The 20,885-nt window shown below is 57.8% G+C and carries 21 protein-coding genes; 15 read left to right on the forward strand and 6 right to left on the reverse strand.

What is annotated here, in order from left to right:
• The first annotated feature begins 135 nt into the window (after window positions 1-135).
• The gene (locus tag PH5382_RS05715) at window positions 136-375 is read left to right on the forward strand and encodes a YdcH family protein (RefSeq protein WP_058333404.1); all 240 of its coding nucleotides are present in this window, start codon (window positions 136-138) and stop codon (window positions 373-375) included.
• Window positions 376-565: 190 nt separating this feature from the next.
• Here PH5382_RS05715 and PH5382_RS05720 read toward each other — a convergent pair whose 3' ends face one another.
• The 3 genes from PH5382_RS05720 to PH5382_RS05730 form a co-directional block, all read right to left on the reverse strand.
• Entirely contained in the window at window positions 566-1,954 is a 1,389-nt protein-coding gene (locus tag PH5382_RS05720; RefSeq protein WP_058333630.1) for a helix-turn-helix domain-containing protein, read from the reverse strand.
• Window positions 1,955-2,091: 137 nt separating this feature from the next.
• On the reverse strand, window positions 2,092-3,300 hold the full coding sequence (locus tag PH5382_RS05725; RefSeq protein WP_058333405.1) for a multidrug effflux MFS transporter: 1,209 nt from the start codon (window positions 3,298-3,300) through the stop codon (window positions 2,092-2,094).
• Between the two features lie 47 nt (window positions 3,301-3,347).
• Window positions 3,348-4,664, reverse strand: coding sequence for a M10 family metallopeptidase (locus PH5382_RS05730; protein ID WP_058333406.1), 1,317 nt, complete (start codon window positions 4,662-4,664; stop codon window positions 3,348-3,350).
• A gap of 255 nt (window positions 4,665-4,919) precedes the next feature.
• Here PH5382_RS05730 and PH5382_RS05735 point away from each other — a divergent pair, with 255 nt between their 5' ends.
• From PH5382_RS05735 to PH5382_RS05765, 8 genes are all read left to right on the forward strand, one after another.
• On the forward strand, window positions 4,920-6,452 hold the full coding sequence (locus tag PH5382_RS05735) for an acyl-CoA carboxylase subunit beta (RefSeq protein WP_058333631.1): 1,533 nt from the start codon (window positions 4,920-4,922) through the stop codon (window positions 6,450-6,452).
• 13 nt (window positions 6,453-6,465) lie between these two features.
• Window positions 6,466-6,897 (forward strand): hypothetical protein, encoded by a 432-nt coding sequence (locus PH5382_RS05740; RefSeq protein ID WP_058333407.1) that lies wholly within the window; start codon window positions 6,466-6,468, stop codon window positions 6,895-6,897.
• Between the two features lie 98 nt (window positions 6,898-6,995).
• Window positions 6,996-7,460: a DUF6497 family protein gene (locus tag PH5382_RS05745; RefSeq protein WP_231751806.1), complete on the forward strand. Its 465-nt coding sequence runs from the start codon at window positions 6,996-6,998 to the stop codon at window positions 7,458-7,460.
• Window positions 7,461-7,686: 226 nt separating this feature from the next.
• The gene (locus PH5382_RS19940) at window positions 7,687-7,827 is read left to right on the forward strand and encodes a hypothetical protein (RefSeq protein ID WP_009811816.1); all 141 of its coding nucleotides are present in this window, start codon (window positions 7,687-7,689) and stop codon (window positions 7,825-7,827) included.
• A 69-nt stretch (window positions 7,828-7,896) separates the two neighbouring features.
• Window positions 7,897-8,253: a hypothetical protein gene (locus PH5382_RS05750; RefSeq protein WP_058333409.1), complete on the forward strand. Its 357-nt coding sequence runs from the start codon at window positions 7,897-7,899 to the stop codon at window positions 8,251-8,253.
• 373 nt (window positions 8,254-8,626) lie between these two features.
• Complete coding sequence (locus tag PH5382_RS05755) at window positions 8,627-8,830, forward strand: hypothetical protein (RefSeq protein ID WP_058333410.1); 204 nt, start codon at window positions 8,627-8,629, stop codon at window positions 8,828-8,830.
• 137 nt (window positions 8,831-8,967) lie between these two features.
• Window positions 8,968-11,016 carry an acetyl-CoA carboxylase biotin carboxylase subunit gene (locus PH5382_RS05760; protein WP_058333411.1) on the forward strand — a complete coding sequence of 683 codons (2,049 nt, stop codon included), beginning with the start codon at window positions 8,968-8,970 and terminating at the stop codon, window positions 11,014-11,016.
• Window positions 11,017-11,235: 219 nt separating this feature from the next.
• The gene (locus PH5382_RS05765; RefSeq protein ID WP_058333412.1) at window positions 11,236-11,736 is read left to right on the forward strand and encodes a hypothetical protein; all 501 of its coding nucleotides are present in this window, start codon (window positions 11,236-11,238) and stop codon (window positions 11,734-11,736) included.
• A gap of 46 nt (window positions 11,737-11,782) precedes the next feature.
• Here PH5382_RS05765 and PH5382_RS05770 read toward each other — a convergent pair whose 3' ends face one another.
• On the reverse strand, window positions 11,783-12,241 hold the full coding sequence (locus PH5382_RS05770; RefSeq protein WP_058333413.1) for a DUF4174 domain-containing protein: 459 nt from the start codon (window positions 12,239-12,241) through the stop codon (window positions 11,783-11,785).
• Between the two features lie 180 nt (window positions 12,242-12,421).
• Here PH5382_RS05770 and PH5382_RS05775 point away from each other — a divergent pair, with 180 nt between their 5' ends.
• The 6 genes from PH5382_RS05775 to PH5382_RS05800 all read left to right on the forward strand — a co-directional run bounded on the left by PH5382_RS05775 (window position 12,422) and on the right by PH5382_RS05800 (window position 18,498).
• Window positions 12,422-13,357 (forward strand): hypothetical protein, encoded by a 936-nt coding sequence (locus PH5382_RS05775; RefSeq protein WP_058333414.1) that lies wholly within the window; start codon window positions 12,422-12,424, stop codon window positions 13,355-13,357.
• Entirely contained in the window at window positions 13,320-15,449 is a 2,130-nt protein-coding gene (scpA, locus tag PH5382_RS05780; RefSeq protein WP_058333415.1) for a methylmalonyl-CoA mutase, read from the forward strand. The genes PH5382_RS05775 and scpA overlap by 38 nt, the downstream gene beginning before the upstream one ends.
• Before the next feature lie 214 nt (window positions 15,450-15,663).
• Complete coding sequence (locus tag PH5382_RS05785; RefSeq protein ID WP_058333416.1) at window positions 15,664-16,266, forward strand: VOC family protein; 603 nt, start codon at window positions 15,664-15,666, stop codon at window positions 16,264-16,266.
• Between the two features lie 104 nt (window positions 16,267-16,370).
• Window positions 16,371-17,072: a TerB family tellurite resistance protein gene (locus tag PH5382_RS05790; protein WP_058333417.1), complete on the forward strand. Its 702-nt coding sequence runs from the start codon at window positions 16,371-16,373 to the stop codon at window positions 17,070-17,072.
• A 3-nt stretch (window positions 17,073-17,075) separates the two neighbouring features.
• Complete coding sequence (locus PH5382_RS05795) at window positions 17,076-18,071, forward strand: endonuclease/exonuclease/phosphatase family protein (protein WP_058333418.1); 996 nt, start codon at window positions 17,076-17,078, stop codon at window positions 18,069-18,071.
• Between the two features lie 31 nt (window positions 18,072-18,102).
• Entirely contained in the window at window positions 18,103-18,498 is a 396-nt protein-coding gene (locus PH5382_RS05800; RefSeq protein ID WP_058333419.1) for a hypothetical protein, read from the forward strand.
• Between the two features lie 65 nt (window positions 18,499-18,563).
• Here PH5382_RS05800 and PH5382_RS05805 read toward each other — a convergent pair whose 3' ends face one another.
• Together PH5382_RS05805 and PH5382_RS05810 are read right to left on the reverse strand one after the other, a co-directional pair.
• Window positions 18,564-20,108 carry a Ppx/GppA family phosphatase gene (locus PH5382_RS05805; protein ID WP_058333420.1) on the reverse strand — a complete coding sequence of 515 codons (1,545 nt, stop codon included), beginning with the start codon at window positions 20,106-20,108 and terminating at the stop codon, window positions 18,564-18,566.
• Between the two features lie 57 nt (window positions 20,109-20,165).
• Complete coding sequence (locus PH5382_RS05810) at window positions 20,166-20,885, reverse strand: P-loop NTPase family protein (protein ID WP_058333421.1); 720 nt, start codon at window positions 20,883-20,885, stop codon at window positions 20,166-20,168.

Consider the following 20,885-nt stretch of genomic DNA (forward strand, 5'->3'; position numbering starts at 1 on the left):
TTAACATTTTCTTGACGTTGCGGCAAAAATGATGGCCGAAAAGTATATTTTACAGGTCTCTATTTGATCCGCGTCAAGGTCGCATAGGGCACGGCACCATATTCTGCATTCGAACCTAAGATAAGGAGCGAACAGGTGTCAAACACGCCCCATGAACTGGCAGAAGAATTTCCAGACAAAGTTGATGCGATGAGCAAGCTGAAACAGTCTGACTCGCATTTCTCAAAGCTGGCGGACGACTATCACGAAGTGAACCGCGCTGTGCACCGGGCCGAGACGAATGTCGAGCCGGTTGAGGAGTTGGTGGAAGTTGAGCTGCGCAAAAAACGCGGGGCTTTGAAAGACGAAATCTGGGGAATTCTGGCCAAGGCCTGATCCCGATCAGACATTTTCCAAACGGCCGTTTTTTGTTGGCCTGAGGGAAGTTCGGTTGTGTTGTAACGAGTTTCGGGGGCGCTTGGCGTCCCCTTTTTCGTTTTGCGAACCAGCTTCTCCTTCGGCGGCGCTGTACCACGCCCGGAACATCCTGCCGCGCGCTGTTAGGGAGCTGTACCATTGCTGTCGGTCATTTCACCTCATAGGGCAAAATGCCCCGCTGATCATTGTTGATGCTGAGCCGCCGTTCCAGCGGTGGCACAGAGCGTTGGTGGCAATTGGGGCGCTCACATATGCGGCAGGAAATGCCGATGGGCTCATAGGCTGAGGCGTGGCTCATATCCAGATTATCCGCATAGACTAGCGCATCCGCATGGCGCACCTCGCAGCCCAAGGCGATGGCATAGCGCCGGACGGGTGAACCAAAGGAGCCACCCGATTTCGACACATCCCGTGCCAGAGAGATATAGCGCACCCCATCCGGTGTTTCTGCCAGCTGGCGCAGGAAACGCCCGGGCGTTTCAAAGGCGCGATGTACGTTCCAAAGGGGGCAGGCACCGCCAAAGCGGGCAAATTGCAACCTTGTGGCCGAATGGCGTTTGGTGATGGTGCCCGCCTGATCAACCCGTACAAAGAAAAACGGAATGCCCTTGGCACCGGGACGTTGCAGGGTCGACAGCCGGTGGGCTACCTGTTCGATCGAGGCGCCAAACCGGGTGGCCAGCCGTTCCAGATCGTGGCGGTCCTCCTGTGCGGCGGCCAGAAAGCGGGCATAGGGCATCAGGGCGGCACCGGCAAAGTAGTTGGCCAGGCCGATCTTGGCGATGGCGCGGGCCTCGTCGCTTTGAAAACGGGCAAAATCCAATGTCGCTTCGAGCAGGCTGTCCTGGCTCAGCAAGGCCACCTGCAACAGCAACTGAAATACCTGCGTCGGCGGACTGGACTGATTGGACAGGCGCAGGATGCGCTGGTTGGCATCATAGCCGCGCAGCCCGTCCATGTCGCAAAAGGTAATGGTGATACCCGCGTTTTCCAGTGCCAGGGTGGCAGCCGTGCGTACATCGGCAGATCCGGCAAAACGTTCTGCTGCGCGGTCCACCGCATCAATGTAGTTGTCGCAGTAGTGGAAAAAATCGCGCACTTCTTCCCAAGGGCTCGCCTGGATGCGGGAATCTTCGCGTCCAAGTGCTTCGTCCAGAGAGGCAAGGCGTTCATGGGTCTGTCGATAGGCGCGATGCAGGCTGAGAAAGGCGCGCGCGAGGGCGGGCGCATTCGAGGCTGTCAGACGCAGGTCTGCCAATGGTGGTGCGTCATCGGCAAAGACCGGATCGGCCATGGCTTCGCGCATATCACTGACCAGACGCTCACTGTCACCTGCCGACAGCTCGGTGACATCCATGCCGAATTCCTGTGCCAGTGCCAGAACAACGGTGGTCGAAACCGGTCGGTTATTGTTTTCCATTTGGTTGAGATAGGGCAGCGAGACGCCGAGTTTGGCGGCAAAATCCTTCTGCGTCAGTTTGAGGCCCGACCGCATTTCGCGCAGTTTGGCACCGGCATAGAGTTTCTGGATAGCCATCATACACACCTTTGCAAATCGCTGACTGCGTTTCTGTATAAATGCAAATACTGCGGATGCAAACGTGTGAGAGGAGCTGAGCCAGGTTCAGGCGGGCTGTTTGCCGGGTTCCCGACAGGCGAGGTGGCCGACTGGGGTTAGCCGAGGGATCTTTCGCGTTTGATCACCAGGGCAATAGAGGCAAGCCCCAGAAGTGCTGTAACAAACATGATCAACAGTAGGGGCACGGCGGTGGTGCCGGGGACCAGAACCCAGCCGGCCATGGCGCTGAGCCCGGCGCCGCCGCCGAGCATGATCGCGCCGCTCAACCCTGATGCTGAGCCTGCCAGATGTGGGCGAACGGAAATAGCGCCAGCCGTGGCATTGGGAATGGCCATGCCATTGCCGAGGCCGACAAAGCACATGAAGCCGAAAAACGAGGTGACGCTATCCAGGCCAGCCAGTGCCAGCCCCAGGGAAATCCCGACGCCGACTCCGTTGATCACGCAGCCCCACAGAACCATCGTATTGATGCCTATGCGGACGGAATAGCGTCCGGAAATGAAGTTGCCGAAGAAATAGCCCACAGCCGGGGCTGCGAAATAAAGGCCAAACAGGGCCGGGCTTAACCCGTAAACCTGCGCGCCAAGGAAGGGCGCACCACCGAGATAGGCAAAAAACGCCCCCGAGGCGAGACCTGAGGCCAGCGAGTAGCCCCAAAACCGTGGCGATTTGAACAGCTCCGGGTATTCGCGAAATTGAGCGGCCAGAGTCTTGCCGCTCTTTCGGGCGGTCTCCCCAAAGTCGAAATAGGTGAGCAGATAGACGAATGCTCCAAACAGGATCAGCAGCCAGAAATTGGCCTGCCAGCCGAAGGCCTGATCAAGCACGCCGCCAATGATCGGGCCGACCATCGGCACCACGGCGACGCCCATGGTGACATAGCCCAGCATGCTGGCCGCCTGATCGGTATCATAGATGTCACGCACGGCAGCGCGGCTGAGAACCATGGCAGCGGCAATGGCGGCCTGGCACATGCGAAAGACCAAAAACGCTTCTGCGGAGGGCGCATAGATACAGCCCAAAGTCGCCAGAAGGAACAAAACGATACTAATCAGGATGACGGGACGACGGCCCATCTGATCAGAAATGGGTCCAACCACGATCTGCACCGCAGCATTGACCCCAAGATAGAGCGCTACCGATAGCTGCATCAGTCGGTAGTCTGCCTGGAAATGCTCGGCCATGCCGGGCAGCGAGGGCAGAAAGACATTCATCGCCAGCGCCGAAAGACCGGCGAGTAGGATCAGAGTGGCGATATGGGGTTTGCTCAAGCCTTTGGGGCGAGGGGGCTGGGTGCTTTGCATGTTAAGGGCTTAGTTCAGCCTCGGAGGATTGTCTATTGGTCGTGGGCTCAAATCAGGAAGTCATCACTCAGTACGGCAAGAGTGACGTCGCGGAGCAAGAGGCTGTTACCATCGCCAAAGTCAAACAACACGCCATCGGCGGTGTCGGTTGCCTGTTCTAGCAGCTGCCGAGATGTTCCATAGCTCAGGATCTTGAGGCAATCATCTGCGACGGAAAAATCCCGCACCGTGTCATTGCCGCCCTGGTTCTTGAAGATGAAGGTGTCGCGACCGCGACCTCCTACCAGCAGGTCATCTCCGCCCTGACCGTGCAGTCTGTCCCAGCCTCTGTTGCCAACCAGCTTGTCATCGCCATTGCCGCCGCGCAATTGATCCCCCTTGCCGCCGCCAATCAGGTAGTCCTCGCCGTTGCCCCCCTTCAGGGTGTCGCGGCCGTAGCCCCCCTGTAACCTGTCGTTCCCCTGTTTGCCGGACAGGTAATCCCGCCCACCTTTGCCCAGCAACAGGTTGTCGAGCTCATTGCCGACAATGCGATCACTTCCCTTGGCACCAAAAGCATTCTCGATTTCAGTTCCAAAGGTGATCACCACGTCATGATCCGCGTCAAAGGAAGAAAAGGCGCCCTGACGCAGGTCGAGGCTCACAGAACTGTTGCGCCCCTTTGCATTCAGGGTATCGACGCCGCCGCTGTCCCACAGGCTGTCAACGGTCTGATTGCGGCACCCGGTATAGGTGGTGTCCCCCTCATTGTAGGCGGCCGCACCCCAGATGTCCTGAAGGGCCAGAACATCAAAGAGCATCATCGCATCACTATCTTCGCCGTTCAGCGGGTTGGGGCGGTAGGACATGACGGAGTACAGGTTGCTGTCATAAGGGTCCGGCAGCTCTTGGCTGGCCTCGAATGTGTGGTGCAATCCAAGCGCATGACCCATTTCGTGCAACAAAAGATCCATGTTGCTATGGGCTGCAAGGTCCAGGTCGGCATCATAGGCGACAAATCCATCCCATTGGGTGATCGTGTTGCCGCGGTAATGCACCGAATAGCCGCCATTGCCGATGGTGGCCCCGGGCAGCGCCACTGCAGCGACATTGAGATCTGGATCGGCGGTGCGCTGCACCTGGACGAAGTCGACATTGAGAAAGGTCTCTATATGGGCAAGGGCGGCCTCGAAGCTGGCCTTTTCGGCCGGGCTGAGGCCTCGCCAGCCTCCATATTGTCCAGCTGTCGGCAGATCCCCGGGCGCGCCACCGCCTGCAAACTGATAGCTGATCTGGATGCGCCCTTCCTGGGCGGTGTTTATCGGGTTGCTGAAGTGGAAGCGATCATATTGCATCGCTTCGATAATTTCGTTTTGACTTAGCATGGTTCTACTCAACGTCCTGCTCAATATCGGCTGAAGTGAGCTGGATGATGTGGCGAAAGAATTGAACATAGAGTGAACGCTTTGCAGCAAAAATATGTCGCATTGGATCGATTTTGGAAACAATATTCGATGGGTTAGCAGTTATTCAGATTTGCGACTGGTGTATGCAAAATATTTGCAAATTTGCGAGAATTGCCTTTGGTCTCTTCCTGCGCCGCGATAAGCTGCGCCAAATTCTATATGGGGACCTATGCCATGAAAGATATTCTGTCCGAGCTGGAAGACCGTCGCAATGCCGCGCGGCTGGGTGGCGGTCAACGTCGCATTGATGCGCAACACGGGCGTGGGAAGCTGACCGCCCGCGAACGTATCGAGCTTCTGCTGGACGAAGACAGCTTTGAAGAGTTCGACATGTTCGTTTCGCATCGCTGTACCGATTTTGGCATGGAAGAACAAAAGCCTGCCGGTGATGGTGTGATTACCGGCTGGGGCACGATTAATGGTCGCATGGTCTATCTGTTCAGCCAGGACTTCACCGTCTTTGGCGGGTCACTGTCGGCAACTCATGCGCAGAAGATCTGCAAAATTCAGGATATGGCAATCCAAAATGGGGCACCCATCATCGGCTTGAACGATTCTGGTGGTGCGCGTATTCAGGAAGGCGTCGACTCGTTGGCAGGTTACGCCGAGGTGTTTCAGCGCAATATCATGGCCAGCGGCGTCGTGCCGCAGATCTCGGTGATCATGGGGCCCTGTGCTGGTGGCGCTGTCTATTCGCCCGCGATGACCGACTTTATCTTTATGGTCAAAGACACCTCCTACATGTTTGTGACCGGCCCTGATGTGGTCAAAACCGTCACCAACGAGGTCGTTACTGCCGAAGAGCTTGGTGGTGCCTCCACCCATACCAAGAAATCTTCTGTCGCAGATGGTGCCTTTGAAAACGATGTGGAGGCCTTGGCCGAAGTCCGCCGCCTGGTCGATTTCCTGCCGCTCAACAATCGCGAAAAGCCGCCCGTACGTCCCTTCTTTGATGAACCAGGTCGCATCGAAGACAGCCTGGATACATTGATCCCGGCAAATCCCAATTCGCCCTACGACATGAAAGAGCTGATCACCAAGGTGGCAGACGAGGGTGATTTCTACGAGATCCAGGAAGACTACGCCAAGAACATCATCACCGGTTTTATCCGCCTTGAGGGGCAGACCGTTGGTATTGTGGCCAACCAGCCGATGGTTCTGGCAGGCTGTCTTGATATCGATAGCTCGCGCAAGGCGGCACGCTTTGTGCGCTTCTGCGATTGCTTTGAAATCCCAATCCTGACTTTGGTTGATGTTCCGGGCTTCCTGCCAGGCACCAGCCAGGAATACGGCGGCGTCATCAAACACGGCGCCAAGCTGCTGTTTGCCTATGGCGAAGCTACGGTTCCAAAGGTGACCGTGATTACCCGTAAGGCCTATGGTGGGGCCTATGACGTGATGGCCTCCAAGCACCTGCGCGGTGATTTCAACTACGCCTGGCCAACCGCTGAAATTGCGGTGATGGGTGCCAAGGGGGCGACCGAGATCATCCATCGCGCCGATTTGGGGGATGCTGACAAGATTGCGGCCCATGCGGCTGACTATGAGGATCGTTTTGCCAATCCATTTGTGGCAGCAGAACGTGGCTTCATCGACGAGGTGATCCAGCCGAAATCCACTCGCCGTCGGGTCTCTCGTGCCTTTGCTTCGCTTCGCGGCAAGTCGCTGAAGAACCCATGGAAAAAACACGACAATATTCCTCTGTAAGGCGGGGTAGGTGATGCGCCACAAAAGCTGGCATATCCTGCGCGAGGAGGGGGCTTTGACGCTATGCCGTCAGACCCCCGCGCGGTTTGACGTCGCGGTCAGGGCAGAGCTGCCTTTGGCGGATCCGCTGCGGGTGTCGCAGCAAGTTCGACAGGATATGTGGCGGGCGGTGCAAAGTACGCGTGGCTTTTCACCGGTCGTGCGCATTGAGCGCTCTGAGGGCGGCCTGTTGGTCACCGCAGGAGGTCGGGTTGCAGGGCGCGTTCCCAGCAATCTGGCAGCGAAAATCGCGGCTGTGCTTGAAGATGAGAGCAAGCGTCAGCGTTGGGTTCGGCATGCGCAACGTCGCGTTAGCTCCGGATCGGGCCTGCAAAATGCGCAGCAGGCAGAGAAATTGCGCAAATGCGCAGCAGAGTTTGACAAAGGAAGCGAATCGGCACCATGATCCGCGCCAGCCATATAGAGACAGCGCGCGCCCTAGGCGCAGCGCCAGCAGCCCCGGCAGGAGGAGCTCAACTAGTTTGGGGTCGGGGCTGCGGATATATGGCACAGCTTGCCCGTGATCTTGTAATGCCTTTGGTGGCGCTGTCGATGATGGCTTCCCTGCCAGCTGTTGCGCGCGCTCAAAGCGCAGGTAAACCTATCGCTGTCGAGGTGCCATCGGGACAGGCAGTCGCACTGAACGAGGTCCTGTTGGACGAAAGTCCCGGAGAGCTTTGGGCGCGGTTTCGATTTGTCGCCCCGGCAATCGAGCGGTCGGCAGATGTCTCTGATGCTGTAGCAAAATCTTCCGAAGCAATGACCTATGAGCGCAGCGCTGCGGATATGGACCATCTGTGCGAGTCGCTGGTGCTGGATTATCTGCGCCGCTTTGACCTTGCCCCCGCACGGGTGGTGATCTCATTGTCAGACCGACCCGTTGCCTTTGGCACCAAAGATGCCGAAGCCACCCAGTTTTTTGAAGCCTACCGTCCGGCTTCCGATGGCTGCATCTGGGAGGCATTCTGATGGATCTACAACATCTTGCGGCGTCCCGCCCAGGTCAGCGGATTTTTGCGTCTTTGCAGTCACAGGCCCCTGTGCCGCCCGCTTTTCGATGTGATTTGGCCTCTATCCCAGCTATTCTTGGCGCGAATGGTCGCAGTATCATTCAAAAATTGAGGTTGAGGCTGGGCAGAATGCTGGACAGAACCATGGTTCTAGCCGGTCTCGGAAACACATTCAGGAGACAGCAATGTCCAAGAGCATCAAGTTTATCACGCTGGCAGGTCTGCTGGCGATGGTTGCCGCCTGTGGCAATCGCGAAGAAGAATTCGTTGTGGTTGAGCCCGAGCCCATTTCGGTCGAACCAGCCTACACCGGCAAATACAAGTAACGACGATAGGGGTCCGGCCCTGTGGCCGGCCCCAGCCGTCCCTCGGGGTGCCGGATTGGAGGCACTCTCATGCTGAAACACCGTGGATTTCCTGGCCGCCTGCCGGGAACAGATTTTCAATTCGTCGTGCGCCGTCCCAACCCCAAAGGGGTGACTGCGCTGACAAAACGCGAACGCTTTCGCGACCGCAAACCCGCCGACCGCCGCGCCGATGCGGCCTTCATGCAGGCCCTTCTGCAGCAGTTCGGTGATCAACCCTTTGAACGTGGCAATCTGGATGCTGGCCGGTTGAGCTGGCTCTTTGGTCGCGAGGTTCTGCCAGCCGAAGATCCCTTTGATCCGGCATCCTATGAAGCTTTGCTGGTGATTGATGTCGACGCTGCGCAGCTGTCGTTTCCGGATGCTTTCGACGGGAGCATTCTGTAATGAACGGGGCAGGGGATCTGGCTTGGCAAAAGGGAGCAGCGGTGGCTTTTGGCCGCGCGATCTCTTTTGGCACAGACCCTGCCCCGCAGATCTTTTTTAGCGCGAAACCTCGTGCCCCTGCCGCCGTACACAGGTGCGGGCACAGGTGCGGGGCGGCTGCCTTTGCCCCGGGGCTGGGTCTGACAACGGCGCAACGCTGGAATGGGCAACCCGCTGGACTGGGAAATGGAGTGGCAAATCCCCGCCGAGCGTTTGGTACCTTTGAGCGCTGTGCTGCCTATATGCAGCAGGATCGGGCTGTTGCATTGCACCGTGTCGTCCAGCCTGCTTCTTGGGAGAGAAACAAACTCTCCCAGATAGAAGGGGTATCAATATGCGGGCAATCATTTTCAGTCTCGGCCTTGGACTTTGCACCGGGCTTGCAGGGTGTGGCGAAACAACGGGTGAGCAGGCGCTTTATGGCGCGGGCGCGGGGGCTCTTGGCTCGGTGCTGCTTGACGGCAATCCGGTCACCGGGGCAGCTGTCGGGGTCGCGGCCAATCTCATCTATTGCAAGGAAAACCCCAGCCGCTGCTAGGGCGGGCTCCGCATCTGACACACTGATCCGCCGACCTTTTGGGTTGGCTATAGAAATTCACGCAAACGCCGCGGACGAGCCATTGGCTCGACTGCGGCGTTTTGCATTCCGGCATACACAAGAACAAGGGACTGCCAATGTTTGAAAAGATCCTGATCGCGAACCGGGGCGAAATCGCCTGCCGTGTTATCAAGACCGCGCGTAAAATGGGCATCAAGACTGTCGCCATCTATTCTGACGCGGACAAGCAGGCCCTGCATGTGCAAATGGCTGACGAAGCCGTGCATATCGGCCCACCGCCCGCCAATCAGTCCTATATCGTCATCGACAAGGTGATGGAGGCAATCCGCTCAACAGGTGCGCAGGCTGTTCATCCCGGTTATGGCTTTTTGTCGGAAAACTCCAAATTCGCCGAGGCTTTGGCTGCCGAGGGCGTTGCCTTTGTTGGCCCCCCTGTCGGTGCCATCGAAAAGATGGGTGACAAGATCACCTCGAAGAAAATCGCTCAAGACGCTGGCGTCTCAACGGTTCCGGGTCACATGGGCCTGATCGAGGACGCCGATGAGGCGGTCAAGATCTCCAATGAGATCGGCTATCCGGTGATGCTGAAGGCCTCTGCTGGTGGCGGCGGTAAGGGCATGCGGATTGCCTGGAACGATGAAGAGGCCCGCGAAGGTTTCCAGTCATCCAAGAACGAGGCTGCAAATTCCTTTGGGGATGATCGCATCTTCATCGAGAAGTTCGTGACGCAGCCGCGCCACATCGAAATTCAGGTGCTCTGCGACGCCCACGGTAATGGCATCTATCTGGGCGAACGTGAATGTTCGATCCAGCGTCGCCAGCAAAAGGTTGTTGAGGAAGCACCAAGCCCCTTCCTGGATGAAGCCACCCGCAAAGCCATGGGTGAACAGGCGGTGGCGCTGGCGCAGGCGGTGGATTATGCCTCGGCCGGTACCGTGGAATTCATCGTCGATGGTGACAAGAATTTCTATTTCCTTGAAATGAACACCCGTTTGCAGGTGGAACACCCCGTGACCGAATTGATCACTGGTGTTGATCTGGTTGAACAGATGATCCGGGTTGCAAATGGTGAACCGCTGAGCATTTCGCAAGATGACGTTCAGCTGAACGGCTGGGCCATTGAGAACCGTCTCTATGCCGAAGATCCCTATCGCGGCTTCCTGCCATCGATTGGCCGTTTGACCCGCTATCGCCCGCCAGCAGAACAGGCCGCCGGCCTGATGTTGGAAAATGGCAAATGGCAGGGCGATGCCCCCGAAGGCTCTTTTGCAATACGCAATGATACCGGCGTCTATGAGGGCGGCGAAATCTCGATGTACTATGACCCGATGATTGCCAAGCTTTGCACTTGGGCGCCAACACGTGATGAGGCGATTGAAGCGATGCGCAACGCGCTGGACGGGTTTGAGGTCGAAGGCATCGGCCACAACCTGCCGTTCCTGTCGGCTGTGATGGATCACCCGATCTTTATCGAGGGCACCATGACCACCGCCTTTATTGAAGAGCAGTACCCCGAAGGGTTCACCGGTGTTGAGCTGCCAGAGGCAGAACTGCGTCGTATTGCAGCTTCGGCGGCGGCGATGCACCGGGTTGCGGAAATTCGCCGCACGCGGGTTTCTGGCCGGATGGACAATCATGAACGCCGGGTTGGCACCGAATGGGTTGTTTCGCTGCAGGGGCAGGATTTTGCGGTCTCAATCGAGGCAGACCAGCTGGGCTCTACCGTTGTGTTCAAAGATGGTGGCCAGACACGCTTGGCCAGCAAGTGGACGCCGGGTGATCAGCTGGCCAAACTGGATGTGGATGGCAGCCCGCTGGTGCTGAAAGTCGGCAAAATCTCGGGCGGCTTCCGTATTCGCGCCCGCGGCGCCGACCTCAAGGTGCATGTGCGCACCCCGCGTCAGGCGGAACTGGCACAGTTGATGCCGGAAAAAGTGGCTCCCGATACCTCGAAGCTGCTGCTTTGCCCGATGCCGGGTTTGATCGTGAAGGTCGATGTTGAGGTTGGCCAAGAGGTCGAAGAAGGGCAGGCGCTTTGTACTGTCGAAGCGATGAAGATGGAAAACATCCTGCGCGCCGAAAAGAAAGGCGTGATTGCCAAGATCAACGCAAGTGCCGGTGACAGTCTGGCGGTTGACGATGTGATCATGGAATTCGAAGGGTGACACAGGGGGCAGGCATAGGCGGGCTGCTGCAGGCGGGGGGCTATGCCCCGCTTGCAGAGCCCTGCTACCGGGAGGCGGTCGCGCCGCGCCCGATGCCTGCCCTTATTTCCGCAATGCCTGCCTCCATCGCAGAGGGCTTGGCGGCGGGGGGGGGGCCATGCACCAAATCTTCAGACCTTCATGCGAGACCGATAGTATTGCTTTCTATCAAGGTGCCGCATGTTCCGTTTGGCCATAGCTCTGATCTCGCTTCTTTCCCTTCTGACTGGCTGTGCGCTGGACAAGGAAGAAGAATTGCGCGCTCAGCTTGGCGATTGGGTCACACTGGGCGACACCTATTTCTTTGCTTCCACCAGCAGCTGTACAGCGGCAGTCTTTCACGCCGAATCTACGCGCATTTCGTCCCTTTTGGAGCCGGCACGGTCGGTCGATACCGGACTCAAGATGCTGGCCGAGGGGCAATCGGTGGTCTTCAAAGTTGGCGGCAAATCTCCCAACGCGCTGGTCGAGGCGATCATGTCGCGCGATCTGCCCCATGGGATTGGAGTGCTGAATTCTGGCCTGGCCGGCGTCAATTGCATGAGCGAACTGGTCAAGTCGATCTATCATCAGGCGATCATGAACCCGGCCTCGCGGATGGCCTTTATCCCCGAGGGGCGCGCTGTTCTGGTGGTCGATCCCCAGGCCAAGGCCGTGATCTACGTTCGCGGCAACGGCTAAGGGTTTTCAATAACTTTCAAACGCCTGAAGGCCGTTCTTCAGAGAGTTATTTTTCCCGGCGTTCTTCAACTTCACGCAGGCGATCAGGAAACTTGTCGATGCTGCGGGTCAGCTCGCGCACCGTCCAGGGATGTGGTTTGCGCAGTTTGACACCGCCATCCTTGCCCACTAGCACCAGCATGAAGCCACGCGGCCGCAGCTTTTGGCGCAGCTGTGACCGGGCTGCCGGATCTGTATCCGTCAGCACCACAACGTCACGGTCCAGCAGCGCGTCAGCTTCTGCAGTCAACCGGTCCATCTGCTCTTTGAAGCGGGGATCTTGTGGGCTGTCCGCAAAGACCACGACCGGACGTTTCAGCCAGAGAAAGCTGCCAAGATCAGCGGTTTCACCTGCTTGGACCAAGGCGGATGCCTCGGGTTCAGCTGCGAAGACCGCCAAAGGCTGGATGAGCGGAAGAAAACTTGCCAAAACAAAGGTTAGGGCAGGGCTGAGAGATGGTTTCATAGTGTCTCCTACTGGCCTCAATATATGCGCCTGCACGGCAAATGCGATGGGCAATTGGCAGCCCGAGGGAAAAAAGTTCAGCAATGTTAATCGCTTTGAGAGGGTCTGCAGGCAAGAATTGCGCCAATTCCCTTCCCAGGGGCGCAAAATGCGCCTCTTGTCCAAAGAATTGGAAATGTGATGCAAGTCTGTCTTCATCTTGGAGCGCACCGATGCGCCACCTCTTCGTTTCAGGAGTATCTGCGTCAAAACGCAGCCGAGCTTGAGGGAAATGGAATTGGGGTCTGGGGGCCACGTCACACCCGCAAGGGGCTGTTCCACGGTGTCCTGCCGGTACCATCGTTCCATAGCAAAAAGGCCCAGGCGAAACGTGCGCAGGGCCGTTTGCGGATGAAACTCGATAGTCATCGCGCGCGTGGTATCCAGCAGCTGCTGATCAGCGACGAGAATGTTATCGGTAGTGCACGCGCCAATCTCTACCAGGCAGAGCTTTATGGTGATGTTGGGGACCGAATGACGCGGTTTTTCGCGGCGTTTGATGGGGCTATCACCTCGATTGCGCTAAATATTCGCAGTCTTGAGGCCTATTGGGCCTCGGTAATTTCTTGTGCGGTTGCGCGTGGCATTTCTGTGCCACAGGCGTCGCACTTACAGCGGCTGGCAGAGGCGCGGCGTAGCTGGCGCGATGTGATCACTGATATCGCCTGCGCCATGCCAGAGGTGGAGATCAAGGTTCTCCCCTTTGAGACCTTTGGCGGCCGCCCCGAAACGCAGCTGTCGCTGCTGACGGGGAAGGAGACTCCAAAGACCCACGCGCGGGTCCGGCTCAACAGCGCATTGCGACTGGAAGATTTACGGCGCCACATGGCGCCGATGGCTGCGCGTGACCTGCCTGCGGGCGAGGGGCGCTGGCGGCCCTTTGCCAGCGGGCAAACCGCGCTGCTGCGTGAGAATTATGCAGATGATCTGATGTGGCTGGTTGCGGGGGCCGATGGGCTGGCGCAGCTGGTACAGGATCCAGAACACAAGGTGGCGGGAGTAAACCTGCCCCAAACAGATAAGACAAGAGGAACACCCGATGACAAGCAAGACAGACGATTGGCGGGCTCTGGCTGAAAAAGAGCTCCGTGGCCGCCCCCTCGAAGACCTGACCTGGAAGACCCTCGAAGGTATCGAGGTAAAGCCGCTTTACACAGAAGAAGATACCGCAGAGCTGCCACACATGGGCACGCTGCCGGGATTTGGCCCCTTCACCCGTGGCGTCAAGGCCACGATGTATGCAGGGCGTCCCTGGACCATTCGGCAATACGCGGGCTTTTCAACGGCAGAAGAATCCAACGCCTTTTACCGGCGCAATCTCGCGGCTGGTCAACAGGGGGTCTCGGTTGCTTTTGATCTGGCGACGCACCGTGGCTATGACAGCGATCATGAACGCGTTGTCGGCGATGTCGGCAAGGCCGGCGTGGCGATTGACAGTGTTGAGGATATGAAGATCCTGTTTGACGGTATTCCGCTGGACAAGGTCTCGGTCTCAATGACGATGAACGGTGCTGTCATCCCCATTTTGGCCAGTTTCATCGTTGCAGGCGAAGAGCAGGGCCACGACAAGGCGCTGCTGGCGGGCACCATTCAGAACGACATTCTGAAGGAATTCATGGTCCGCAACACCTATGTGTACCCGCCCGAGCCGTCGATGAAGATCATCTCGGATATCATTGAATACACATCAAATGAGATGCCCAAGTTCAACTCGATCTCGATTTCCGGCTATCACATGCAGGAAGCCGGCGCGAACCTGGTGCAAGAGCTGGCCTATACGCTGGCCGATGGTCGTGAATACGTGCGTGCCGCCACCGAGGCAGGCATGGATGTCGACAAATTCGCCGGCCGCCTCAGCTTCTTCTTTGCCATCGGCACCAATTTCTTCATGGAGATCGCCAAACTGCGCGCCGCTCGGACCCTGTGGCACCGGGTGATGACCGAGTTCGACGCCAAGTCCGACCGGTCCAAAATGCTGCGTACGCACTGCCAGACTTCGGGCGTGTCGCTGCAAGAGCAAGACCCTTATAACAACGTGATCAGAACGGCTTACGAGGCGATGTCGGCGGTTCTGGGCGGCACGCAGTCGCTGCATACCAATGCGCTGGACGAAGCGATCGCCTTGCCGACCGAGTTTTCCGCCCGTATCGCGCGTAACACGCAGCTGGTGCTGCAGGAAGAAACCGGCGTGACCAATGTGGTCGACCCGCTGGCAGGGTCTTACTATGTCGAAAGCCTCACGAACGAGCTGATTGACAAAGCCTGGGCGCTGATGACCGAGGTCGAAGAGATGGGGGGCATGACCAAGGCTGTTGCCTCTGGCATGCCGAAACTGCGCATCGAGGAAAGTGCGGCCCGCCGTCAGGCGATGATTGACCGCGGCGAAGAGGTGATCGTTGGCGTCAACAAATACCGCAAGGAAAAAGAAGACCCCATCGATATTCTGGATGTGGACAACGTCGCAGTGCGTGAAAGCCAGATCGCCCGGCTGGAGAAAATGCGCGCTGATCGTGATGACGCCGTCTGCCAGGCCTCGCTGGATGAGTTGACCAGGCGTTCGAAAGAAGGTGGAAACCTGCTGGAGGCTGCTGTCGAGGCTGCCCGGGCGCGGGCCTCAGTTGGAGAGATCAGCATGGCGATGGAAAAGGAATTCGGCCGTCACCGCGCCGAGGTTAAGACCCTGGCCGGTGTCTATGGCGCCGCCTATGAGGGCGACGAAGGCTTTGCCGCAATCCAGAAGTCGATCGAGGATTTCGCCGCAGAAGAGGGCCGTCGCCCGCGTCTTTTGGTGGTGAAGATGGGTCAGGATGGCCATGACCGCGGCGCCAAGGTCATCGCCACGGCCTTTGCCGATATCGGCTTTGACGTCGACGTAGGCCCCTTGTTCCAGACCCCTGCCGAAGCGGCACAGGACGCCATCGACAATGATGTGCATGTGATTGGCATCTCATCCCAGGCAGCGGGTCATAAAACCCTGGCACCACAACTGGTCAAAGAACTCAAAGAACAGGGTGCCGAGGACATTCTGGTGATCTGTGGCGGTGTTATCCCGCAGCAGGACTATCAGTTCCTCTATGACAATGGCGTCAAGGCGATCTTTGGCCCCGGCACCAATATCCCCGAGGCGGCGCAGGATATCCTGAAACTGATCCGGGCCGCACGCAGCTAAGCGGACCCACTGAAATGATGGACTGAGGCGGAGTGACCCATCGGGTTGCTTCGCCTTTTCTTTTGTTAGGGCATTTTGGCAGAGCTTGTAGACGCTGGCGCAGATTTTCTTTGACTGGTTCGCTAATGGCAGGCGTCTTGGGCGAGCTCTGGAAATTCGGGCTCTTGCGCCTCCAGATCGCTGGGGTAGTGTCGGCACAAGAGGAGAGCAAACAATGACATTTGATCATCTGGCGGTGGCAGGCGAAACACTGCAGGAGGCTACGGCCCATGTCGAAGAGGCCCTGGGCGTGGCCTTGCAACCGGGTGGTCAACATCTGGTTTTTGGCACTCATAATCAACTGCTGGGCCTTGCGGATGGGCTCTATCTCGAAGCCATTGCTATCGACCCGGATCTGACGCCTCAGCGGCAACCGCGCTGGTTCGATCTGGATCGTTTTTCCGGCTCTGCCCGGATCAGCAATTGGATCTGCCGCTGCGATGATCTGGCAGGTCAACTGGCGGATCTGCCAGATGGAGTAGGAACGCCGGTTGCACTCACGCGTGGTGATCTAACGTGGGAAATGGCCGTGCCACAGGACGGTATCCTGCCCTTCGATAATGCCTTTCCGGCCCTGATGCAGTGGCATTCGGTGCACCCGGCGGCGCGCTTGCAGCAGCAGGGATGCAGCCTGCACCGGTTGACGATCCTGCACCCGCAGGCAAACGAGTTGCAAACCCTTCTGCCGCTGGCAGATGACCGTATTGTTTTTGAGACCGCAGCTGCCGGGTTTGAGGCAGAGTTTGACACCCCGCATGGGCGACGTGTGTTGCGGTGATAACGCCTTTGTTCCGGGCGGGATGTCGCTTGCGTATTCCTGATATTGTGGTTTTCGGCGCATCCGGCGCTGACAGAGCCACCTTTCCGCAGTAGGTTGATCTTATGTCACTTTGGACCCGTATTTCTGATGCCCTTTCGGCGCTGACACAGGGCGAAAGCCTCGGCGATGTCTTTGACCGACTGCGTGCGCCACCGGAACGTTCGGTGGCTTTTGCCATTGCCGTGATCGCGCTGGGAGCCAAGATGGCCAAGGCGGATGGGCAAGTGACGCGCGATGAGGTCACGGCCTTTCGTGAGGTGTTCCAGATCGCGCAGAACGACGAGGCCGGCGCCGCCCGGGTCTTTGACATGGCGCGGACTGATATTGCCGGGTACCAGGACTATGCGGCCCGTATCCAGCGCATGTTTGCCGCCGATCCAACCACCCTTTGTGATCTGATGGAAGGGTTGTTTCACATTGCCATGGCCGATGGGTTCTATCATCCCGGCGAGAATGAGTTTCTTGAAGAGGTCAGCCGGATCTTTGGCCAGACGCCCGAGCAATTTCAGGCATTGCGAGCCCGCTTTGTACCGGATGCGCCAAAGGATCCGTATACGGTTCTTGGGGTGGCGCCGGATATGCCACGAGACCAGATCCGCAAACACTGGCGCCAGTTGGTCCGCGACACGCACCCCGATGCGATGATTGGGCGCGGCGTGCCCGAAGAAGCTGTGCGCCTGGCAGAAAAGCGGATGATCGACATTAATCGCGCCTGGGACGAAATCAACGGATGCCGGGGTCACGCGCCCCTTCAGCAGGCTTAGCACATGCGCCTTGTCACTTATAATATCGAATGGTTTTCGCATCTGTTTGATGATGAGGACCGCTTGATGCTGGATGGCAAGTCATCGGGCCGCTACGGTGTGGATCGCTATACGCAGGGCATGGCAATTGCCCAGGTTTTGCAGCGTTTGGATGCCGATGCAATCATGGTGATTGAGGCGCCAAATTCTGGGCACAACCAGCATGCGACCCGCGCGTTGAAACGATTTGCTGCCGAAGCCGGGCTGCGCACCAGTGCGGCGGTAACCGGATCCGCCAATGACACCTATCAGGAAATTGCCCTGCTTTTTGACCCCAATGTATTGAGCGTACGGGTTGATCCGCAATCCAGCGAACAGGCACCTGGTTTCACGGATGTCTTTCATATCGATTTGGATGTGGACGACCGCATGGATCGCGTGAAATTTTCAAAACCACCGCTGGAATTGAATGTAAGAACCAAGGGCGGCACTGAGCTGCGCATGATCGGCGCCCACCTGAAGTCGAAGTCACCACATGGGGCGAGCAATCAAAAGGAAGTGGCCCGCCTGTCGATAGCCAATCGCCGCAAGCAGTTGGCCCAGGCAATCTGGTTGCACCGGCGCGTCAAAGAACAGGTTGATGCTGGAGAGCATCTGATTGTTCTGGGGGATCTCAACGATGGCCCGGGGTTGGATGAATATGAGCGCCTCTTTGGCAAGTCCTCGGTCGAGATCGTCATGGGGCAAGAGCTGAGGGATCCTCATGCGCTAAGCCTTTTGCAGCCGCGCCAGCCTATGGCTCCTTCGACATCACGTTTCTACAATCCTGAAACCAAGAGATATTTTAGTGCGCTGCTTGACTATGTCATGATTTCAAATGGGCTAGACGTCTATAACCCACGCTGGCGGATCTGGCACCCGTTTGAGGATGCGGAATGCTATGCTGACGAGAGCCTGCGCGAAGCGCTTCTGGCGGCCTCTGATCATTTTCCCGTCTCGCTCGATCTCGACTTGACTTAAATTTCCTTTGCAAAAAGCTTATATCGGTCTCATGAAACATCTTCTTGTCCCTGCACTTGTCTCTCTGTCAGTTCTGACCACACCGGCTTCTGCCGAGGAGAAGGAGGGAAGCAACGACAACAACAATGGTTCTAGCCTGATGGAGCGCGGTGCCGAACTGTTCTGGGAAGGGCTGCGCAAGGAAATGGCGCCGTCGCTTGAAGAGTTAGAAGAGCTGATGGCAACCATCGGGCCTTCGATGCAGAATTTTCTTTCCGAAATGGGGCCAGCCCTAGCTGAGATCGTCGACAAGGTTGAGGATTGGAGCGTCTATGAGGTGCCCGAAATTCTGCCAAATGGTGATATTATCATCCGTAAGAAACAGCCAGAACCCGAGGATCCGAAATCCTCGGACCTTGATGGCGACAATGGTGCCACCGACCTATAGAAGCCGACCTTTATGGTCTGTTGTTGCGGGTCACTATAGGTTTCTGTCGGGCGTGCCTTCCTAACTCACTTGGTGATCTTGACGCTAAGCTCGGCCTCAAGTGCGTCGGCCAGAGACTTCAGCCGCCCTTCAGCCACTTCGCCAAACAGATCCTTATTGGCGCGGGGCAACTCCAGGCAGAGGTGGCGTTTGCGTGGTTGCCACTTCAGTCGGCCGATGTCGCCATCTTCGCTGACCATCAACATGGCGCCAAACCGCATGGCCTTGCCCAGGATTTCGGCCTCTTTCTGGCCTTTTTCATCCAACAGATCATAAAGATACTCGAAGGCGGTTCCCTGCCGTTTGTTGCGATAGCGGTGCAGCAGGGCAAGGCCCAGAAAGATCCGCTCGGAATGTTTCAAGCCGCCCAGATTGGCGCGGGTGGCATTGTCAAAACAAACCTCGGCGCGATAGTCTGGGTGGGCCCGCCAGCTGACATCATGCAGCAGGCAAGCGGCCTTGATCAGGCGTTTCTGGGTCTGTGGGCCGGTGCTGAACAGCGGCAGAACAAAATCATAGAGGGTTTTACCAAAGCCGGGCAGGCGGGCGTCTTTGGATTCGGCAAAGCGACATGATTCCACCAGTGGATCACGCTTGCGCAGCCGCTGCGGCATCTGCTCATACAACAGCCCCTCGCGAATCCCGTAGCTGGAGACCGCAATGTCCTTGGGTTTGAAGGTTTTGACCAGACGCGACAGCACATCGATGGCATAGGGCACCAATGACATACGCGCACTGGAAATCCCGCAGGCGCTGCGCAGCTCTTCTATATCGGTGGCCTCAATGTATTTCAGGGTTTCGCGCACATCGCGGGCGGTCATTCGGTACTCGTGCAGAACGCGTAAAGGATAGCCGCGCCGCATCATGTCGACCCGCGCAATGGCGCGCCAGCTACCACCGACCAGAAACAGACGGTCCGTCTGTTTGCCCATCTGGGCGCTGAGATCCTGCATCACCTCTGCGATGTGTTTTTTGCGTCCCCGCCGCCCACCTTTGATGTCACGCAGTTTCAAAGGCCCCAGCGAGGAGGTCATGCGGTTGCCAACCTCGCCGTCGTGGATTTCCGCCAGCTCCATTGATGAGCCGCCAATGTCACAGACCAGACCATAAGACCCGGGCCAGCCCAAAAGCACGCCCTGCGCGGACAGACGTGCTTCTTCGCGACCATCAATTACCCAGATCTTCAGCCCGGTTTCGCGCAACACCTCGTCACAAAAATCAGGGCCGTCACTGGCATCGCGCACAGCGGCCGTTGCCACCACTGACAGACCTGGCAGGCCCATGCCCTGAGCAAGATGCTGAAACCTGCGCAGGGCAGACAGGGCGCGTTCGCGGCCCTTCGGGTTCAGTTTTCCGGTCTCGGACAGGCCGGCCCCCAGGGCGCACATGATCTTTTCGTTGTAGAAATAGGCCGGGCTGCGCGCCGCGCCATCAAATATCACCATACGCACAGAGTTGGAGCCAACATCAACCACCCCAACACGCGACAAGGCCCGCGCGCTTGGGTCTTCAAAAACCGGGCGTCCAAACGGCCCCCAGTCAGAGGTGGCAGGATCCTGAGCTGCGGTCATGGGCGCCTCATTTGGTCTGGGTTACGCGGATCACGATGGGACAAGCCCCGGATCAGGTCAATTGCCTGTGGTTGCGACATATTTTGTCTCTTGTGCCCCGTCTTGTGGGCGATCTTGTGACATCAGCCTGACCGCAAGGGGGCGCGACAGGGTGCGCCCTTCGGAAAGAGACATGTTATCGAGCTGCGCCACGATTTCTGCAGCAGCGGCAAAGGAGCGATCCATATGCGCCACCAGATAGGGGATCACATCCGGTTTTGGCGTCACTTGCCGGTCGTTGAATAGCTTTGCCAGTACCACGGCCAGCAGGGCATCATCGGGCGCCTGCAGTTCGGCATGGGTTGCGGCCTGCACGCGGCTTTGCAAATCCGGCAGCGTCAGCTGCCACAGGTTGGGCGAAGCGCGCCCCGTCAGCATTAGCGCATGGCCGTTTGCCAAAACTAGATTGTGTAAGTGAAACAGCGCGTTCTGTGCCTGTGTATTGCCAGCGATTGCAGGTACATCTTCGATCACCACTGGCCCCTGCGCCAGATCCGGAACGCGCTCTTCGCATAGATCGGCAGCCTGGAGGATCTTGGCACCGGACTGGCTGGCCCAGACATGGGCGAGATGGGTTTTGCCGGATCCCATGGGGCCGGTCAGCACCAGTTTGCCACTGGGCCAGACAAACGAGGGATCCAGTAGCGCCACCCCCATGGCATTGGAAGGCGCGACAAAAAAGTCGTCCCGCCCCAGCGCTGGTTTGGCTGGCAGATCAAAGCTCAATTGTTGCGCCAT

This window comes from Phaeobacter sp. CECT 5382, assembly GCF_001457775.1.
In the GTDB taxonomy this organism is placed as follows: domain Bacteria; phylum Pseudomonadota; class Alphaproteobacteria; order Rhodobacterales; family Rhodobacteraceae; genus Pseudophaeobacter.

Excerpts from the sequence above, each read along its gene's own strand:
- PH5382_RS05720 (WP_058333630.1), bottom strand. The coding sequence starts at position 1,954 with ATGGCTATCCAGAAACTCTATGCCGGTGCCAAACTGCGCGAAATGCGG.
- PH5382_RS05725 (WP_058333405.1), bottom strand. The coding sequence starts at position 3,300 with ATGCAAAGCACCCAGCCCCCTCGCCCCAAAGGCTTGAGCAAACCCCAT.
- PH5382_RS05730 (WP_058333406.1), bottom strand. The coding sequence starts at position 4,664 with ATGCTAAGTCAAAACGAAATTATCGAAGCGATGCAATATGATCGCTTC.
- PH5382_RS05735 (WP_058333631.1), top strand. The coding sequence starts at position 4,920 with ATGAAAGATATTCTGTCCGAGCTGGAAGACCGTCGCAATGCCGCGCGG.
- PH5382_RS05740 (WP_058333407.1), top strand. The coding sequence starts at position 6,466 with ATGCGCCACAAAAGCTGGCATATCCTGCGCGAGGAGGGGGCTTTGACG.
- PH5382_RS05745 (WP_231751806.1), top strand. The coding sequence starts at position 6,996 with ATGGCACAGCTTGCCCGTGATCTTGTAATGCCTTTGGTGGCGCTGTCG.
- PH5382_RS19940 (WP_009811816.1), top strand. The coding sequence starts at position 7,687 with ATGTCCAAGAGCATCAAGTTTATCACGCTGGCAGGTCTGCTGGCGATG.
- PH5382_RS05750 (WP_058333409.1), top strand. The coding sequence starts at position 7,897 with ATGCTGAAACACCGTGGATTTCCTGGCCGCCTGCCGGGAACAGATTTT.
- PH5382_RS05755 (WP_058333410.1), top strand. The coding sequence starts at position 8,627 with ATGCGGGCAATCATTTTCAGTCTCGGCCTTGGACTTTGCACCGGGCTT.
- PH5382_RS05760 (WP_058333411.1), top strand. The coding sequence starts at position 8,968 with ATGTTTGAAAAGATCCTGATCGCGAACCGGGGCGAAATCGCCTGCCGT.
- PH5382_RS05765 (WP_058333412.1), top strand. The coding sequence starts at position 11,236 with ATGTTCCGTTTGGCCATAGCTCTGATCTCGCTTCTTTCCCTTCTGACT.
- PH5382_RS05770 (WP_058333413.1), bottom strand. The coding sequence starts at position 12,241 with ATGAAACCATCTCTCAGCCCTGCCCTAACCTTTGTTTTGGCAAGTTTT.
- PH5382_RS05775 (WP_058333414.1), top strand. The coding sequence starts at position 12,422 with ATGCAAGTCTGTCTTCATCTTGGAGCGCACCGATGCGCCACCTCTTCG.
- scpA (WP_058333415.1), top strand. The coding sequence starts at position 13,320 with ATGACAAGCAAGACAGACGATTGGCGGGCTCTGGCTGAAAAAGAGCTC.
- PH5382_RS05785 (WP_058333416.1), top strand. The coding sequence starts at position 15,664 with ATGACATTTGATCATCTGGCGGTGGCAGGCGAAACACTGCAGGAGGCT.
- PH5382_RS05790 (WP_058333417.1), top strand. The coding sequence starts at position 16,371 with ATGTCACTTTGGACCCGTATTTCTGATGCCCTTTCGGCGCTGACACAG.
- PH5382_RS05795 (WP_058333418.1), top strand. The coding sequence starts at position 17,076 with ATGCGCCTTGTCACTTATAATATCGAATGGTTTTCGCATCTGTTTGAT.
- PH5382_RS05800 (WP_058333419.1), top strand. The coding sequence starts at position 18,103 with ATGAAACATCTTCTTGTCCCTGCACTTGTCTCTCTGTCAGTTCTGACC.
- PH5382_RS05805 (WP_058333420.1), bottom strand. The coding sequence starts at position 20,108 with ATGACCGCAGCTCAGGATCCTGCCACCTCTGACTGGGGGCCGTTTGGA.
- PH5382_RS05810 (WP_058333421.1), bottom strand. The coding sequence starts at position 20,885 with ATGGCGCAACAATTGAGCTTTGATCTGCCAGCCAAACCAGCGCTGGGG.